The following is a 17,185-nucleotide window of genomic DNA, read 5'->3' as shown; positions in this document are numbered from 1 at the left end:
GAGGACATGACACTCGGTGCGCATTCTTGATCCGGGAATTCCGGCGCATGCGGCCACCGCCCGGGCTGGGCGGTGAGCGCCCCGGAGCGCGGGTAGCCGGGCGCCATGAGTGGAATTGCTGTCGGAGTGTGCGGATGGACGGACCCGGCGCTGGTACGCAGTGGCTGGTACCCGGCGGGCAGCCGGGACGCGGAGGGGAGGCTGCGGTACTACGCCGAGCGGTTTCCCGTGGTGGAGGCGGACGCGACGTACTACGCGCTGCCCAGCGCACGGAACAGCGCACTGTGGGCCGCACGCACGCCGCCCGGCTTCCGCTTCGACGTCAAGGCGTTCTCACTCCTCACCGGACACCCCACCCGTGCGGCGGCGCTCCCCGCCGATCTGCGCCCGGCATTCGCACGCGGCCCACGAAATCCGCGCGACGCCGATCCGGCACTGCTGGACGAGGTATGGGCGCGGTTCACCGGAGCGCTCGACCCCCTGCGGAGCGCCGACCGTCTCGGCACGCTGCTGTTCCAGTTCCCGCCGTGGCTCGCGCCGGGCGCACGGGCCGAGAAGTACCTCGCACAGTGCGCGGAACGTACGAACGGCTGGCCTGTCGCCGTCGAGTTCCGGCACCCCGACTGGTGGCGGCCGGACACAGCCGACCGCACCGCGGCGCTGCTCTCGGGCCTGGGCATGGCGGCAGTGGCCGTTGACATGACGCAGACGCTGCCGACGTCCGTACCACCCGTCACCCCCGTGACCTCGCCTGCCACGGCAGTGGTCCGCTTCCACGGCCGGAGCGACGCATGGGGCACGGGCAGCAAGGAAGACCGCTACCGGCACACCTACACGACGGCCGAACTGGCCGAGTGGATACCCCGCATACGCGCCATGGCCGAACGGTCCGCCACCGTCCACGTCCTGTTCAACAACTGCTGCGGGGATGCGGCGGTACGGGCGGCGGAGACGATGCAGGAGCTGCTGGCCGAGGCGGTGCGCCGATGATCTGGCGGGTGGGGGCGTGGTCCGTGAGGTGACCGGATGCGATGACGGCGGTGTGGGTGGCCGCGGCTGTGGTTTCGCGGTCGTGGGTGATCAGGACGAGGGCCAGGTCGGGGCGGGTGTGGAGGAGGTCGGTGAGGAGGGTGAGGAGGGCGCGGCGGGTCACGGTGTCCAGGCCCGAGGTGATTTCGTCGCAGATCAGGACGCGGGGGTGGGCCAGGAGGGCGCGGGCCAGGGCCGCGCGTTGGAGTTCGCCGCCGGAGAGCTGGTGAGGGCGGTGGCGTACGAGGTCGGCGGGGAGGCCGAGGTCGGCCAGGGTGTCCTCGGCCTCGGTCAGGGCCGCGGCGGCGGGGATCTGACGCAGCCGGACGGCCGTGCGGGCCACCTGGTCCAGGACCGGGCGGTGTTCGTCGAAGGCGGCGCGGGCGTCCTGGAAGACGTACTGGACCGCCGCGAGCTCCGCGCGAGTGCGGGAACGCAGGCTGCGCGGGAGCGGCGTGCCGTCGAGCAGGATCTCGCCGTCGTGGGTGCGGTGCAGGCCGGCCAGGCAGCGGCCGAGGGTCGTCTTGCCGCTGCCCGACCGGCCGACGACAGCCAGGCACTCGCCCGGGCGGAGGGTGAGGGCGGGGACGTGCAGGACGGGGGTGCGGTGGTGGCGGGCGGTCAGGTCGCGGATCTGGAGGAGGGGGGTGACGGGGGCCTCGGGGGTAGAGGGGGTGGAGGGGGCCTCGGCCGCACGGCCGGAGTGGGCGGCCGTATCGGAGGGTGACCGTACGGCAGGAGGTGGCACCTCGCTCGCCAGCAGCTCGCGTGTCCATTCGTGTTGCGGCGACTGCCACAGTTCGTGCGCCGGTCCTGATTCCACTACGCGGCCCGCGCGCATGACGTACATGTCGTCGGCGAGGGCGCGGACGACATCCAGGTCGTGGCTTAGGAGGAGGACGGCGATGCCCTGGCGGGCCAGGGCCGCGAGTTGGTCGACGATGCGGCGCTTGGTCCGGTCGTCCTGGCCGGTGGTCGGCTCGTCGGCGATCACCGCGCGGGCGCCGGTCAGCAGGGCCTGGGCGAGGACGAAGCGCTGCTGCTGGCCGCCGGAGAGCTGGTGCGGGTAGCGGCGCAACAGGGCTTCCGCGTCCGGCAGTTGGGCCTGTGCGCAGGCGCGCAGGACGCGTTCGGTGACGGCCGTGCGACGCTCGCGGCGGGGCAGGTCGCGTACCTGGGCGCGGGCGATGTCGCGCAGGAGGGCGTCGACCCGGCGGGCGGGGTTGAGGGCGGCGGCCGGGTGCTGCGGTACGTATCCCATGAGGCCGTCCGGTACGCGCACGTCGCCGGTGACGCGGGCGCCGGGCGGGTACTCGCCCAGCAGCGCCAGCCCCGTGGTCGTCTTGCCGCTGCCGGACGCGCCGACGAGCGCGGTGATCCGCCCGGGGTGCAGTCGGAGGGATATCCCGTCGACGATCGCGCGGTCGGGTCCCGTCTCTGAGTCGAGCACGACCCGCAGGTTCTCGATCTCCGCGGCGTACCCCTTGTCGTCTCCGGTGGGCAGCAGGGAAGTGTCTGTGGCCCCGTTCACGTGCGGATTTCCTTTCGTGCCGGCAGCGGCTCGCGGCGCGGTGTCCGACGCTGCCCCCGCCCCGTCAGTGCCGCGTCGAAGAGCAGGTTGCCGCCCATGGTCAGGGCGACGATCAGTACGGCGGGCAGGACGACGGCCCAGGGCTGGACGAACAGGCCCGTGCGGTTGCGGTCGACCATCACCGCCCAGTCGGCGGCGTCCGGGGCCACGCCGACGCCCAGGAAGGCGGCGGTGGCCACGAGGTACAGGACGCCGGTCAGCCGGGTCCCGGCGTCCGCGGCGAGGGTGCGCAGGGCCGAGCGGCCGACGTAGCCCACGGCCATCCGCCACCATGACTCGCCCTGCATCCGCAGCGCCTCGACGGCGGGGCGTGCGGCCGCCTCGGCCGCGGTGGCGCGGATGATGCGGGCCGCGTCCGGGATGTTGACCAGCGCCACGAGCAGCGCGAGCCCCGCGGCGCCGGGCGAGAAGACCGCCGCGGCGAGCAGGATCAGGAGCAGGGACGGGACCGCGAGGAGGACGTCCAGCGGGCGCATCAGGAGCTCTTCGAGCCAGCCGCGGTGGGTCAGCGCGCTCATGAGGCCGAGCGGCAGGGCCACCACGTAGGCCAGCGCGGTCGCGGACAGCGCGGTGAGCACCACCGTACGGCCGCCGAGCAGCACCTGCCGCCAAACGTCCCGGCCGACGAAGTCGGTGCCGGCCCAGTGCCCGCCGCCGAGGGTGAAGGAGGCGCCGCGGGGGCCGGGTTCACCCGCGAACAGCGGGCCGAGAAGGGCGATCAGCAGCGGTACGCCGGTGATCAGGAGGGCGAGCGCGAAGCGGCCCCACCCGCGGCGGGCCGTGATCGTGCGGGGCTTCATGCGGCCACCGCCGCTCGTAGTCGTACGGAGCTTCATGCGGCCACCGCCGCTCGTGGCGTGAACCGGCGCGCCACCAGGTCCGCGCCGAGGTTCAGGACGACGGCGGTGAGCCCGAAGACCACCGCCAGGCCCTGGATGACGGGGACGTCGCGCTCGGCGACGGCGTTCATCAGGACCGTGCCGAGGCCGGGGATCACGAACAGCGCCTCGACGACGATGACGCCGCACAGCAGCCAGTCGATCGTGCGCGCGAGCTGTTGTGCCGCGGGCGCGAGGGCGTTGGGCAGGGCGTGCAGGTACCGCACGCGCGCGCCCGCGATGCCGTACCGGCGGGCCTGTGCGGCGTACGGCGACGCCAGCGCGTCGATCATCCCGGCCCGGACCAGCCGGGCCAGCGAGCACACCGGCCGGGCGAGCAGGACGAGGACCGGGAGGACGAGCGCGGCGGGGTGGGCGAGCAGGTCGGTGCCGTAGCCGACGGCGGTCGGCGGCAGCCAGCCCAGGTTGAGCGCGAAGACCGTGACGAGGAGGACGCCGAGGGCGAATTCCGGTACGGCGTAGACGCCCAGGGTCGCGGAGCTGATGAGGCGGTCGGCGAACCTGCCCTCGCGGCGCGCGGCGAGCACGCCGAGGCCGACGGAGACCGGTATCAGCAGCGCGACCGTCAGGGCCGCGAGCAGCAGGGTCGGGCCGAAGCCGTTCGCGAGGTACGTGGCGACCGGGCGGCCGGAGGCCAGGGAGGTGCCGAGGTCGCCGTGGAGGAGGCCGCCCGCCCACGCGACGAGGCGTTCGTGGGCCGGCCGGTCCAGGTGCAGGGCCTCGCGGATGGCCGCGACGCGGGCCGGGTCGGGCTGGTCGCCCGCGAGGGCCACGGCCGCGTCCCCGGGCAGCGCCTCGGTGAGAGCGAAGACCAGCAGGACGACGGCCACGGTCTGGCCGGCGCCGAGCAGCAGCCTGCGGACCACCCAGGCACGCAGGCCGGTGCCGTGCGCGGTACCGGTACCCATACCGGTACCGCGCAGCGCTTCGGTGCCGCTCACGCCAGCCACACCTTGTCGAAGCGGGCCCAGTCCAGGGTGTTGGCGGGCGCGTCGTGCGCGACGCCGCGGACGTTCTTGGCCATGCCGAGGATCCAGTCGGCGAAGCCCCAGACCAGGAAGCCGCCCTCGGCGTACAGCCGGCGCTGCATCCGCTCGTAGACCGCCGCCCGGTCCTTCTTGTCCTTGGTGGACTGGGCCTGCTGGTAGAGCGCGTCGAAGTCCTTGTGGTGCCACTGGGTGGCGTTGGTGGTGGAGTCGGTGAGCAGGCGCTGGGAGATGTGGGACTCGATGGGCATGGCGCCGGAGCGGTAGCTGGCGAGCGTCCCGGAGTCGAGGGTGTCGGTCCAGAAGGTGTCCTTGCTGCCCACCTCGACCTTCACGTGCACGCCGGCCTTGGCGGCCTGGTCGCGGAAGATGGACGCGGCCTCGGTGAAGCCGGCGGCGACGGGTGAGGTGTCCAGGGTGACCTTCAGGCCCTCGACGCCGGCCTTCTTCAGCAGGTGGCGGGCCTTGTCCAGGTCCTGGGCGCGCTGCGGCAGGCCGTCGGCGTAGTACTCGTACCCCTTGCCGAAGAGGTCGTTGCCGATCTCGCCGGCGCCGGACAGCGCGCCCTTGACCAGCTCCTCGCGGTCGGCGATCAGGAAGAACGCCTCGCGCACCCGCTTGTCGTCGAACGGCGCCCGGTCGGTCTTCATCGCGAACGCCTGCATGGCGCTGTTGCGCAGCCGGACGATCTCCACCTGGCCCTTGCCCTCGTGCGCGCGGGCGGTGGTCGGGTTGAGCTCGTGGGCGTACTCGACCTGGCCGCCCAGGAGGGCGTTGACGCGCGCCGACTCCTCGTTGGCGATCACGAACTCCAGCCGCTCCAGGTGCGGGGCGCCGTCCCAGTACTCGTCGTACCGCTCGACGACGGCGGACCGGCCGGGAGCGAAGGAGACGAAGCGGAACGGGCCGCTGCCGATGGGCTTCTTGTCGAAGTCCCGCGCGCCCTCGGGAACGATGTACGCGCCGAACGCGGCGAGCACATTGGGGAATTCGGCGGTGGGGCGCTTCAGGACGAATTCGACCGTGCGGTCGTCGACGGCCCGGCTCGCCTTGAGGTCGATGGGCTCCAGGGACGCCTTGGCGCGGAACGCCTCCTTCGGGTCGGCGATGCGGCGGTAGCTGTAGAGGACGTCGGCGGCGGTCACCGGCTTCCCGTCGTGGAAGGTGGCCTTGCGCAGCTTCACCCGCCAGCGGTCCAGGCCGTCGTTGGGTTCCCAGGAGGCGGCGAGGCGCGGCTGCGCGGAGAGGTCGGCGCCCTGGTCGGCGAGCTTGTCGAAGAGGGCCTTGGCTCTGGCCGCGTCGGCGAAGAGGTTGGTGCGGTGCGGGTCGAGGGTCTCGCTCGCGCCGCCGCCGGCGAACGCGGCGCGCAGCGTGCCGCCGCGCCGGGGCTTGCCGTCGCCGCCCGCTGCGGCACCGGAGCCGGGGCCACCGCACCCGGCGAGGGCGAGGGCGCCGAGCCCGGCCACGCCGCCGGCGGCTGCGAGGAATCCCCGGCGGCGCAGGCCGGGGAAGCGGGAGTCGTCGAGGGGAGCGTGGGGCATGGCGGTGTCCTCCGGATACGAGCGGTTCGTCAAGCGGTGGGCGGCGTCAAGCAGCGGGCAGCGTCGGGAAGTCGGCTTCAGGCAGTCGGCGTCAGGCGGGCGATGAGGTGCAGCCGGTCGGCGTCCAGGCGCGCGCCCGGCGCGTCGCCCTCCTGCCAGGCGGGCTCGGTGCGCGGCCCCGGCCCGTCGTACAGCGCCAGCACCTCGAAGCCGTGCGCGGCGAGCACGTACCGCAGCTCCTGCGGGAGGAGCAGCCGCCACGCGGAGCGCTGCTCGTGCGGCGCCATGCCCTCGGCGGTCCACACGCGGGTGCGGCGCAGCAGCTGCGCGGCGCGGTCGACGGTGAGGGTGGTGGTGGCGGTGTACGTGGTCCCCTGCCAGGTGAAGCCGGAGACGGCGGGGGCGTCGAGGAGTTCGGTACGGCCCAGGAAGAAGGCGCCGTTGCGCATCTCGGCGACGAGCAGCCCGCCGGGTGCCAGGCTCCGCCGGCAGGAGGCGAGGAAGCCGTCGAGGTCGTCGTTGGTGTGGCAGTACAGCAGCGCGCTGTCCAGGCAGACGACGGCGTCGAAGGACCGCTCGGGGAAGCGGAAGCCGCGCAGGTCGGCAGGTACGTACGCAGGCCCGGGGTGGTGCGTACGGGCATACGTCAGCATCGCCTCGGACAGGTCGGCTCCGACGACGGAGCGGCCGGTGCCGTGCAGATACGCGGCGTCGCGCCCGGTGCCGCAGCCGATGTCCAGGACGCGCGGCCCGGAGCCGTACCGGCGCAGGCAGTCCGCGGCCCAGCGCCCGGCCAGCCGGTCGGTGTCGGGGAACCGGGCCTCGTACAGCTCCGGGTTGTCGGTCAGCAGGTTTCCGCTGCTCACGGCGGGTCCCTTCGATGTCTTCACGCGGCCACCGCCACCGGTCCGGCGGGCGTCCGCTCCGGCAGCGCACGCAGCCGGTGCAGCCAGCCCACGCCCGCGGCGGAGACCAGCCCGAAGGCCAGGCAGCAAGCCCACGGCAGCCAGCCCGCGCCGGCCTGCCCGCCCGCGTCCATGGCCCAGCCGACGACGGTGTTGCCGACGGCCGCCGCGATGCCGGAGACGACGTAGAACAGGCCGAAGTAGGTACCGGTCAGCTCGGCGCGGCCGAAGTCGGGGATCAGCTCCATCACGAACGGCTGGGCGATCATCACGCCCAGGTAGAGCAACAGGGCCCCGGCCAGTACGGGCAGCGCGCGCAGCGCCGCGGTGCCCAGGCTGCCGGGCGGCCCGGTCAGCCCCGCGACGGCCATCGGGGGCACGAACGCGAGGCCCATCAGGCCGAGTCCGGCGGTGATCCAGCGGGACCGGCTGCCGCGGTCCTTCAGGGCGCGCGTCACGCGGAGCTGGAGGGTGAGGTTGGCGACGGTACCGACCAGGAAGACGATGCCGGCCGCGCCGTCCCAGCCGGTGGCCCGCCGGGCGCCGTCCGGGAGCAGCAGGTAGAGCTGGTTCTCCATGGTGAACATGCCGACCATGGCGAGCGAGAAGGCCAGGAAGACCCGGTTGCCGACGACCTCGCGCCAGTCGCCGAGGACGGAGTTCTTGGTGGGGACGGCGGTACGGGCGGGCAGCACGGCGGCCTGGGCCGCGGTCAGTACGGCGAAGATCGCGGCGGCGGTGAGCGCGGAGGCCCGGAAGTCGACCAGCAGCAGCGCTGAACCGAGCAGCGGGCCGACCAGCGCGCCGGTGGTCGCGAAGACGTTGAACAGGGCGAACGCCTCGGCCTTGCGGTCGCCCGCCTCCTGCGCCAGGTAGGCGCGCACGGCCGGATTGAACAGCGCGCCGGCCAGTCCGCTGAGCACGGAGGCGGCGAGCAGCACGGCCAGCCCGTCGCCGAGCGCGAAGAGCGCGAAGCCGACGGTGCGCAGGGCGCAGCCCGCGATGATGACGCCGCGCGCGCCGAGCCGGTCGGCGGCCGAGCCGCCGATGAGGAACAGGCCCTGCTGGCTGAGGTTGCGGACGCCGAGCACGATGCCGACGACCGCGGCCGACAAGCCCAGGTCCTCGCCCAGGTGCACCGCGAGGTACGGGATGAGCAGGTAGAAGCCGGTGTTGACGCCGAGCTGGTTGACCAGCAGCAGGCGGATGGCGAGCGGGAAGCCGCGCATCTCGCGCCAGGTTCTCTTCATCGCGGCACCTCCTGGACGAGGCCGGCCGGTGCGGCCGTCCCGTCGGGCAGGTCGGTGTGGCGGACCGGCCGCACGCCGAGGCCCGGCTGCCGCCCGGCCCGGACGGTGCCGTCGGTGCCGCCGATGCCGGTCCACGGGTCGTGGGCGAGCAGCAGATGGCCGTCGAGGTCGGCCCAGCGGGCGCGGTCGGCGAGGTGGACGGCGGGGGCGAGGCCGAGCGAGCTGGCGGTCAGGCAGCCGAGCATCAGCTCGGTGCCGCTGCCCGCGATCAGTTCGGCGATGCGCAGTGCCGCGTGCACGCCACCGCACTTGGCGAGCTTGACGTTGATGCCGTGCACCCGGCCGACGAGCCGCCGGGCGTCCTCGAAGCCGACCGCGTCCTCGTCGGCGATGACGGGTATCGGCGAGCGTTCGGCGAGTCGGGCCAGCGCTTCGGGGCGGCCGGGCGCGATGGGCTGTTCGACGGACTCGACGCCGAGGTCGGCGTACCGGGGCAGCAGGGCCGCGGCCTGTGCGGTGGTCCAGGCACCGTTGGGATCCAGCAGCAGCCGGGCGTACGGCGCCGCCTCGCGCACCGCGAGTACGCGTTCCAGGTCGTCCTCGGGGTCGGGCGAGCCGGCCTTGACCTTGATGACGGAGAAGCCGTGCCGGGCCAGCCGCCCGGCCTCCTCCCCGGCGGCGCGGCGGGAGCCGATGCCGATGGTGCGCGCGGTAGCGGCCCAGGGTGCTTCCTGCGCTCCGAGGAGCCGGTGCACGGGTATGTCGGCGCGCTTGCCGACGAGGTCCAGCAGGGCCGACTCGACGGCGGCGGTCACGGCGGGCGGAGTGTTCGGCGCGGGCAGGGCGCCCTCGCGCAGCGCGTCGAGCGCCGACTCCGGCCCGTCGAAACGGGCGAGTTCGAGGGCGGTCTCGCTGAGCAGCCGTCCGATGGTCTCGGCGTCGAGGTTGTAGTACGTACTGGCCACGGCCTCGCCGTAGCCGCGCTGTCCTTGGTGTTCGATGGCGAGCCAGACGGCGTCGCGGGCCGCCATGGTCGAGCGGGAGATGCGCAGCGGCTCGGTGAGCCGGAGCCGTACGGTGCGCTGGCTGAGCTTCACGGGGTCCCTTCCCAGGGAGTGGGGCGTGGGGGAATCGGGGCGGGGGCGGCGAGCGGGTCGGCGACCGTCCGGCAGCGCGTCCAGCCGGTGGCCTCCGCTGCCCGGGGGTGCGGGATCTCGACGGGCCGGGTGGCCGCGGTGGCCAGGTCCAGCCCGTGCGCGGCGGCGAAGTCGTCGTCGTAGACGGTGCCGAGGTAGCGCTGCGGCCCGTCGGGGAAGACGGTGGCGACGACCGCGCCCGGGTGGATACGGGCCGCCCAGGCGGCGACCAGCGCGACCGCGCCCGTGCTCCAGCCGCCGCTGACGAAGTTGCCGGCGGCCAGCCGGCGGCAGGCGTCGGCGGACTCGGCCGGGCCGACCCAGTGCACCTCGTCGAACGCCTCGTAGGCGACGTTGCGCGGGTGGATGCTGCTGCCGAGGCCGCGCATGAGGCGGGGCCGGGCGGGCTGCCCGAAGATCGTGGAGCCGGTGGCGTCCACGCCGATCAGCCGCAGGCCCGGCCAGTGCCGGCGCAGCGGCCCGACGATGCCCGCGCTGTGCCCTCCGGTGCCGACGCTGCACACGAGTACGTCGAGGTGGTCCAGGTCGGCGGCGATCTCGGCGGCGAGCGAGGCGTAACCGGCGATGTTGTCGGGGTTGTTGTACTGGTCGGGCCAGTAGGCGTCGGGGAGTTCGGCGCGCAGGGCGCGCAGCCGGGCCAGCCGCGCGGCCTGCCAGCCGCCCTCGGCCGCCGGCCGGTCCACCAGCTCCAGCCGGACGCCGTACGTCCGCAGCAACTGCCGTATGGACGGCTCCAGTTCGGTGTCGCCGACCAGCACGACGGGGTGACCGAGGGCCTGTCCCGCGAAGGCCAGGCCGACGCCGAGGGTGCCGGAGGTGGACTCCACGACCGGTGCACCGGGCCGGAGTTCGCCGCGCTCCTTCGCGCCCAGCAGCATCGACACCGCGGCCCGCGCCTTCATGCCGCCCGCGCCGAGCCCTTCGAGCTTGGCCCAGAAGCCGGGGTGCGGGCAGGGCAGTGCGGTGGTGATCCGGGCGAGCGGGGTGCGGCCGAGCAGGCCGAGCAGCTGCGGATTGGCGGTGGTGGGCAGGACGGCCGTGGTCATGCGGCGGCTCCGGAGACGGCGGTCGCGGCGCCGACGGCACGGTACCGGTGGATGATCCCCGGCCCGCCGTCCAGCCAGAAGAACGGGTACGGCTCGGCACACACCGCACTCACCCCGGCCCCGAGGAACCGCGGCAGCACCGCGCTGCCGGTCTGCGCGAACATCACCAGCGGCGTGCCGTGCGCGGCGGCGTGCGCCCGCAGCGCCTCGAAGCTGCCGTTGCCCAGTGTCATGCCGGAGGCGAGCACCGCGTCGCAGCGGTCCAGCTCGGCGAGCGCGTCGGTGACGACCGGCTCGCCCCACTCCGTCGTACCGCCCTTGAGGTCGCACGGCACATACGTCAGGCCGCGCTCGCGCAGCGCCTCCAGCAGGGAGTTGACGACGCCGACGACGAGCACTCGCGCCCCGGGAGGCGCGTCGATCAGCTCCACGACGGCGCGCGCCCGGGCGCGGGACTTCTCCAGCGAGCTGCCGGCGGGCAGCGGGAACGGCCGGGCGCCGCTCGCCGTCCCGTGCGGCAGGGCGTCCATCAGGTACGCGTCCAGCGCCGCCACCCGCACCGGCAGCAGCTCGTGCGCCAGCAGCTCGGCGACATCGGCGCCGACGCACGCCTCGACGGCCTCATCGGTCAGCGCGCCGGGCTCGACCGCGCAGGAGCCGACCGCCGCGCCCAGCCGCAGGCTGAGCACTTCGTTGCGGTAGCCGCCGGCGCGCCCGGCGTGGCGGACGGCCTGCCGGGTGCTGAAGGCCGTGGAGATCCGCCGCTCGGCGGGATCGGGCCCGTAGGCGCCGGCCAGCACGCCGGCCACCAGGTCGTCGTAGGAGGTGACGGCGGTACAGGGGCCGTCGGCGGCCGCGCTCATCGGCCCACCACCCGCGGGCGCAGTCCGGACAGCAGCTCCTCGACGCGGGCACGGGCGCCCGGCCCGTCCGCGTCCCCTGCCATGACGTGCCCGAGGTACTCGTTGTTGCTGCCCGCGGCCTTCACGGTCTTCCCCGGCTCGGCGAGCTGGAGTTCCAGCACACCGTCCGCCTCGCGCACGGCGTCCCCGCCGTCGATGTCCGCGAGCACGCCCGCCTCCTCCGGTACGAGGAAGCCGATCGCGGCGCTGGCCAGTCCGGTGTCCCGGACGGTCAGGTCGGGCCGGTGGCCGAGCGCGACGTCCACGCAGGCGGCGGCCACGTCGATGCCGGTGACATGGCGGATCAGCTCGGTGATGCGGTTGCCTGCGGGCCGCGGGTTGACCTCGACGACGCGCGGCCCGTCGGGCGTCAGCTTGATCTCGGTGTGCCCGACGACGCCGTCCAGACCGAGCGCCTTGAGGGCCTGTACGGCGGTGTCGGCAGCGGCCGCCGTGTCGGCGGCGGAGAGCGCGGCGGGGAACATGTGCCCGGTCTCGATGAAGGCCGGCGCCCCGCCCACGCTCTTGTCCGTCACCCCGACGACGTGCGTGGCGCCGTCGTGCGTCACGGTCTCCACACTGACCTCGGGCCCGTGCAGCAGCTCTTCGAGCAGGACGACGGGGGCCCGGCGCTGGCCGCGCGCGTTGACGGGGAAGCCCTCGATGGCCCGGTAGGCGCGCTGCAGCTCCGCCTCGTCCGCGACCTTGCGTACGAACATCCCGGCGCAGAGGTCCACCGGCTTGAGCACCAGCGGGTAGCCGATCTCCGCGGCGGCCGCGGCCGCTTCGGACCGGTCGGCGCAGACCGCGAACCGCGGCTGCGGCAGCCCGGCGTCCGCGAGCACGCGGCGGGTGGCGTCCTTGCGGCAGGCGTTCTCGACCGCTTCCGGGGCCGGACCCGGCAGGCCGAGGTGGCCGGCGATCCGGGCGACGGTCGGCAGGTAGTAGTCGCAGGACGTGATCACGCCGTCGAAGCCCAGCGCGGCGTGCAGCCGCTCGGCGTACGGCAGCAGCGTGTCCAGGTCGTTGGTGTCGGCGGTCAGCACATTGCGGGCGCCGAGCAGCGGGTGGGTCGTGCCCTCGGGCGCGCTGCGCAGGTAGTGGTGCAGGTCGCGGGTGAGGAACGTGAACTCGTGCCCGCCCTCGCGGATCGCGCGTGGCAGCAGCCTGCTCATTGCCCCGACCCAGCTCTCGACCATCAGCAGATGAGCCACGATTCCCCTTCGCCAGCAGTGAGTTGCGGTCGTCGGCCCGGCCGGAAATGCGTCTTCGGAGAGTCGTCCGGCTTGACCGAGCCACACTGTAAACGATAATCATTTTCAAGTCACCTCTTTGCACGGTGTTCCCGCCACTGCCCCGAATGCGAGCCCTGTGATCACCGCCGCCCGTCGCCCCGCCCTGCTCTGCGCCCTCGCGGCCACCGCCGCCGCGCTGCTCCCCGCGGCGCCCGCGCACGCCGCCGCTCCCCCGGCCCCCGCGCTGCGCTTCGGCGCCTGCCCCGACTCCGTACCGGACCCGCCCGCGCCCGACCGCGTCGAGTGCGGCGAGCTGAGCGTCCCGCTGGACCGGAGCCACCCGGAGGGCCGGCGCATCGACATCGCCGTCTCCCGCGTACCGGCCTCCGGCACACCCGACGAGCGGCGCGGCGTCCTGCTGGTGAATCCGGGCGGTCCCGGCGGCTCCGGACTCCCGTATGCCGTTACCAAGCGCGCCAAACTCCCGGAGAGCGTGCGGCGTTCGTACGACGTGATCGGCTTCGACCCGCGCGGCACGGGACGCAGCGCGCCCGCGGACTGCGGTCCCATGGGCGGGCTCTTCGACGCGCCCGGCCAGGACCCGGTACCGAAGGACCCCGCCGCCGAGCGCGGCTACCTGGACTCCCTGCGCCGCACGGCCGACGACTGCGCCACCGGCGTCGGCGACGCCCTGCCGCACCTCTCGACCACCGAGACGGCCCGCGACATGGACGCGATCCGCGCGGCCCTCGGCGAGCGGAAGATCGGCTATCTGGGCGTGTCCTACGGGACGTACCTCGGTGCCGCCTACGCCGCCCAATTCCCGCACCGTGTCGGCCGGATGGTCCTCGACAGCGTCGTCGGCCCCGAGGACTGGTACGACTTCGACCTCCGGCAGAGCCGGGCGCTGCTGCGCCAGCGCGACACCTTCTTCGGCTGGGCCGCCACGCACGACAAGCGCTTCGGGCTGGGCGGCAGCGCCGCTGACGTCCGCGCCGCCTACCAGCGCACCCGCGACGGCCTCGCGGACCGTCCCGTCGACGGCTTCGGCGCCGCGGAGTTCGACCGCACCGTCTACCGGGCGCTCGGCCGCACCGAGCGCTGGGCCGGCCTGGCCGACGGCATCCGTACATACCTACAGCACGGGACCGTCGCGCAGCTGCGCCCTGCCGACCCCTTCGACGGCGCCGCGTCCCGTACGTACGAAGCCGCCAACCGCACCGTCAAGTGCGCGGACGGGCCCGGCCCCACGCCCGCGCGGGTGACCGCCGACATCCGTCGAATGCGACGGCTCGACCCGCAGCCGGTGCTCACCGGGATGGAGGCTTCGGTCTGCGCGTACTGGCACCACCGGCCCGCGCACCGCACCGCGCTCGGCAGCGCCGCCGCGCCCCCGGTCCTGCTGATCGCCTCCGAGCACGACCCGGTCACGCCGATAGCCGGCGCCCGCGGCCTGCAACGACGGCTGCCGGGCTCCCGCCTCGTCACCCTCCACCACGACTACTCCCACGGCGTGTTCGCCAGCCGCCGCAACGGCTGCGTCGACGGCACGGCGGCGGCCTACCTGGTGAACGGGGCCGTGCCGACGGCCGACGTGCACTGCGCCGGCCCCGGCCTGCCGACACCCTGACCCGGAAAGCACGGAACCCCATGACTGTCACCGACACCGCGCGGCCCACCGCGCCCGCCTACACCGTGCGGGCCGCCACCCCCGCCGACATCGACGGCGCCCGCCGCGTCATGCTCGACACCCTCTACCGGGAATTCCGCTACGGCTATGTGCCGCGGTGGCACCGCGACGTGATCGACCTTCCCGGCACCTATCTCGACGACCCCCGCCACCTGCTGCTGGTGGCCGTGCACGGCGACGAGGTGGTGGGCACGACCGGCGTACGCTCCGCGGGTCCCGCCCATCCGCCGCACCCCCGCTGGCTCGCCGAGCGCTACCCGTCCGGCTCCACCGCCCAGCTCGTACGCGTCTACGTGGACCCGGCCCACCGGCGGCACGGCCTGGCCCGCACGATGGTCCGCCGGGCCTGTGACTTCGCGGCCGCCACCCCCGGCTACGAGCGGATCTATCTGCACACCAACGTCAAGGTCGAGGGCAGCGGCGCCTTCTGGCGCAGCCTCGCCGACGAGGTCTTCGACGCCCGCGCCACGGGCGAGCACGGGCCGGGCGTCGAGACCGTGCACTTCGAGATCCCGATGCCGCCCCCGGCCTGACAGCGCATTCGGTACCGGTCAACGATCTGGTGTACGTCGAGAGTTAGGTATACCTATCACGGCCGATCACCGATGCCGGCGCCCCGTCCCACCCGGCAGGCTGGCCACCTCTTCCGGAGATGGCCGGTCCGGAGGTGCACTTCGGAGGCGGGGAACATGCTGGGTTCGGAAAGTTGCGACCGGGTCGTCCTGGCCGGGCGGGACGAAGCACTGACGGAGGTCGAGGACCTGCTGCGGCACCGGCGACTGGTGACGGTGACGGGCCCCGGCGGCATCGGCAAGAGCGCACTCGCCGGGGCGCTGGCGCGCCGGCCGGGGCTCGGCCCTGATGCGGTCGTGGCCCGCACCGACCTAGCGCCGCTCATCGACCCCGGGCTCGTACCGCACTGGCTGGCCCGCGCGCTCGGCATGGACGGGCCCGCGGGCAAACCCCAGCTCGCCGCGCTCACCGAGGCATTGGGCGACACCCCCGCGCTGCTGGTCGTGGACACCTGCGAACACCTGGCCACGCGCTGCACCGAGGTCCTCACCGCACTGGTCGACGCCTGCCCCCGCCTGCACGTACTGGCCACCAGCCGCACCCCGCTGCGCACCCCGGGCCTGTATCCGCTCTCCCCCGTACCGCTCGACGTCGCGGCCGAGCTGTTCACCGAGTACGCCCGGCAGCTCGATGCCGAGGAGCCTCCGCCCGACACGGTCCGGCGGATCTGCGCGCTGCTGGACGGCCTGCCGCTCGCTGTGCGGATCGCGGCGGACCGGCTCGCGCACCGCTCCGCCGCCGACGTGCTCTCCTCCCTCACCCGGGCCGAGGCCGCGCTCGACCTGCCGGCCACCGCGCCCGGCCTGCCCACCCGTCAGCGTTCGCTGCGCGACTCCCTCGACTGGAGCCTGCGGCTGTGCACGGCCGAGGAACGGCTGCTCTGGGCTCGGCTCAGCGTCTTCCCCGGCAGCTTCGAGCTGGCACAGGTACTGGAGATCTGCGGCGACGCGGCGCTGCCGCCCGGCCCGCTCGTCGCGGCCTTCACGGGGCTGGCCTGGCAGTCACTGATCGAGCCGCAGCCGGACGACAACGAGGGCACGGCCTTCCGGATGCCGCGCACCACCCGGGCCTACGGGCGGCAACGGCTGAGCCTGTCGGGAGAGGAGCGAGAGCTGTTGAACCGCTTCCTCGCCTGGACGCTGCGCGCGTCGTGACAACCAGCGCGCGTGTTTGACCAGGTTGATTCCTAGGGAATTCGCCATATGCACACCTCGTGCATCGAACGCTCACTACGCTGTTCCGTTCCAGCCGCCGCTCAGCGGGCAGGTTCCGTCATGCCGAAGCTCCCTCCGGCCGGACGCGTCAGTACCGTCCCGGCCGCACCGCCGTCCGGCAATCCCGCCAGGCTGATCCGAGGAACGTTTCCTCTGGCGATGGCCGGGGTCTGTGCTCTCCTCGGACGGGCCCTCGAACTCCCGCAGCTCTTCCTGCCCCTGATGCCCGCCGTCGCGGCGCTGCCCGCGATGGGGCGGTCGGGCGGGCGCGACGTGCTGGGTGCGGGCGCCGCGGCGCTCGGCGGCGTCGCGTTACTGGGCTGGGGCGCCCGCCCGGTGAACGTGATCGCGGCGCTGGCGGGCGTGCTGACGGTGACCGCGCTGATCCGCGCCGCCGCCCGCCGCAGCCGCCGCCAGGAGACCAAGCTGGCCCGCCTCGGCCGACTGGCCCAGGTGACCCAGGCGGCGGTACTGCCCCGGCCGCCCGAGTCGGTGGGCGGGGTGCGGCTGGACGCGCGGTACCTCGCGGCCACGCCCGGTGCCACGGTCGGCGGCGACATCTGCGGCGCCGAGCGCACCCCCTTCGGCGTGCGGCTGCTCATCGGCGACGTGTCGGGCAAGGGCCTGGACGTGGTCGCGACGGCCGCCGAGACGCTGCACATCTGGCGTGAGCTCGCGCACCACGAGAGCAGCCTGGCGGGCATCGCGCTGCGCATGGACACCGCCGTCACCCGCATCCACCACCACGACGGCTTCGTCACCGCACTGCTGATCAATGTGTACGACGACGGCCGGGTGGAGCTGCTGAGCTGCGGACATCCGCCGCCGCTGCTGGTGCGCGGCGGCCGGGCCTCCTGGCTCGCCGGGCTGGACGCGACGGCCCCGCTCGGACTGATGGAGATGGTGCAGGACCGGTGCCCGACCGCGGTCGTGCGGCCGGCGCCGGACGACTGGCTGCTGCTGTGCACGGACGGGGTGGCCGAATGCCGTAACGGCGCGGGCGAGTTCTACCCCCTCGCCGAGCGCCTCACGGCCTTCTGCGGCCGCGAGCCGACCGTCGTCCTGGACGACCTCGAAGTCGATCTGGCCCGTTACCGCGACGGCGGCTGCCGGGACGACGCGATGATGCTCCTCATCCGACCGCCGTCCCGGCAGCACTCCGGCTGA

The 17,185-nt window shown here is 74.1% G+C and carries 15 protein-coding genes; 5 read left to right on the top strand and 10 right to left on the bottom strand.

The window, feature by feature from the left end:
• Positions 1-105: 105 nt before the first annotated feature.
• Complete coding sequence (locus IF04_RS0121065) at positions 106-990, top strand: DUF72 domain-containing protein (RefSeq protein WP_030259914.1); 885 nt, start codon at positions 106-108, stop codon at positions 988-990.
• On the opposite strand, the gene IF04_RS0121060 is transcribed toward IF04_RS0121065, so the two are convergent.
• The 10 genes from IF04_RS0121060 to IF04_RS0121015 form a co-directional block, all read right to left on the bottom strand.
• The gene (locus IF04_RS0121060) at positions 911-2,560 is read right to left on the bottom strand and encodes an ABC transporter ATP-binding protein (RefSeq protein WP_063829501.1); all 1,650 of its coding nucleotides are present in this window, start codon (positions 2,558-2,560) and stop codon (positions 911-913) included. The genes IF04_RS0121065 and IF04_RS0121060 overlap by 80 nt on opposite strands.
• Positions 2,557-3,420 carry an ABC transporter permease subunit gene (locus IF04_RS0121055; RefSeq protein WP_030259906.1) on the bottom strand — a complete coding sequence of 288 codons (864 nt, stop codon included), beginning with the start codon at positions 3,418-3,420 and terminating at the stop codon, positions 2,557-2,559. Before IF04_RS0121055 ends, IF04_RS0121060 begins: the two co-directional genes overlap by 4 nt.
• Before the next feature lie 32 nt (positions 3,421-3,452).
• Positions 3,453-4,427, bottom strand: coding sequence for an ABC transporter permease (locus tag IF04_RS0121050; RefSeq protein WP_030259903.1), 975 nt, complete (start codon positions 4,425-4,427; stop codon positions 3,453-3,455).
• 29 nt (positions 4,428-4,456) lie between these two features.
• Positions 4,457-6,046, bottom strand: a complete 1,590-nt coding sequence (locus tag IF04_RS0121045) for an ABC transporter substrate-binding protein (RefSeq protein ID WP_030259900.1) — start codon at positions 6,044-6,046, stop codon at positions 4,457-4,459.
• 77 nt (positions 6,047-6,123) lie between these two features.
• Complete coding sequence (locus IF04_RS0121040; RefSeq protein WP_030259898.1) at positions 6,124-6,912, bottom strand: class I SAM-dependent DNA methyltransferase; 789 nt, start codon at positions 6,910-6,912, stop codon at positions 6,124-6,126.
• Between the two features lie 20 nt (positions 6,913-6,932).
• Positions 6,933-8,201: an MFS transporter gene (locus IF04_RS0121035; protein WP_037960058.1), complete on the bottom strand. Its 1,269-nt coding sequence runs from the start codon at positions 8,199-8,201 to the stop codon at positions 6,933-6,935.
• A complete protein-coding gene (locus tag IF04_RS0121030; RefSeq protein ID WP_030259893.1) occupies positions 8,198-9,298 on the bottom strand; it encodes a dipeptide epimerase in 1,101 nt (366 codons plus the stop codon). The genes IF04_RS0121035 and IF04_RS0121030 overlap by 4 nt, the downstream gene beginning before the upstream one ends.
• Complete coding sequence (locus IF04_RS0121025) at positions 9,295-10,404, bottom strand: PLP-dependent cysteine synthase family protein (protein ID WP_051831409.1); 1,110 nt, start codon at positions 10,402-10,404, stop codon at positions 9,295-9,297. Before IF04_RS0121025 ends, IF04_RS0121030 begins: the two co-directional genes overlap by 4 nt.
• Entirely contained in the window at positions 10,401-11,267 is an 867-nt protein-coding gene (locus IF04_RS0121020) for a Rossmann-like domain-containing protein (protein ID WP_030259886.1), read from the bottom strand. The genes IF04_RS0121025 and IF04_RS0121020 overlap by 4 nt, the downstream gene beginning before the upstream one ends.
• The gene (locus IF04_RS0121015; RefSeq protein ID WP_030259882.1) at positions 11,264-12,520 is read right to left on the bottom strand and encodes an ATP-grasp domain-containing protein; all 1,257 of its coding nucleotides are present in this window, start codon (positions 12,518-12,520) and stop codon (positions 11,264-11,266) included. The genes IF04_RS0121020 and IF04_RS0121015 overlap by 4 nt, the downstream gene beginning before the upstream one ends.
• A gap of 157 nt (positions 12,521-12,677) precedes the next feature.
• Here IF04_RS0121015 and IF04_RS0121010 point away from each other — a divergent pair, with 157 nt between their 5' ends.
• From IF04_RS0121010 to IF04_RS35905, 4 genes are all read left to right on the top strand, one after another.
• The gene (locus IF04_RS0121010; RefSeq protein WP_245654451.1) at positions 12,678-14,171 is read left to right on the top strand and encodes an alpha/beta fold hydrolase; all 1,494 of its coding nucleotides are present in this window, start codon (positions 12,678-12,680) and stop codon (positions 14,169-14,171) included.
• A gap of 20 nt (positions 14,172-14,191) precedes the next feature.
• Positions 14,192-14,764 (top strand): GNAT family N-acetyltransferase, encoded by a 573-nt coding sequence (locus tag IF04_RS0121005; RefSeq protein WP_037960054.1) that lies wholly within the window; start codon positions 14,192-14,194, stop codon positions 14,762-14,764.
• A 156-nt stretch (positions 14,765-14,920) separates the two neighbouring features.
• Positions 14,921-15,958, top strand: coding sequence for an ATP-binding protein (locus IF04_RS35910; protein ID WP_030259873.1), 1,038 nt, complete (start codon positions 14,921-14,923; stop codon positions 15,956-15,958).
• A 219-nt stretch (positions 15,959-16,177) separates the two neighbouring features.
• Positions 16,178-17,185: a PP2C family protein-serine/threonine phosphatase gene (locus IF04_RS35905; protein WP_051831408.1), complete on the top strand. Its 1,008-nt coding sequence runs from the start codon at positions 16,178-16,180 to the stop codon at positions 17,183-17,185.

The organism is Streptomyces violens (genome assembly GCF_000717745.1).
GTDB classification, from domain to species: Bacteria; Actinomycetota; Actinomycetes; order Streptomycetales; family Streptomycetaceae; genus Streptomyces; species Streptomyces violens.
This window is presented reverse-complemented; position numbering and strand designations above follow the sequence as displayed.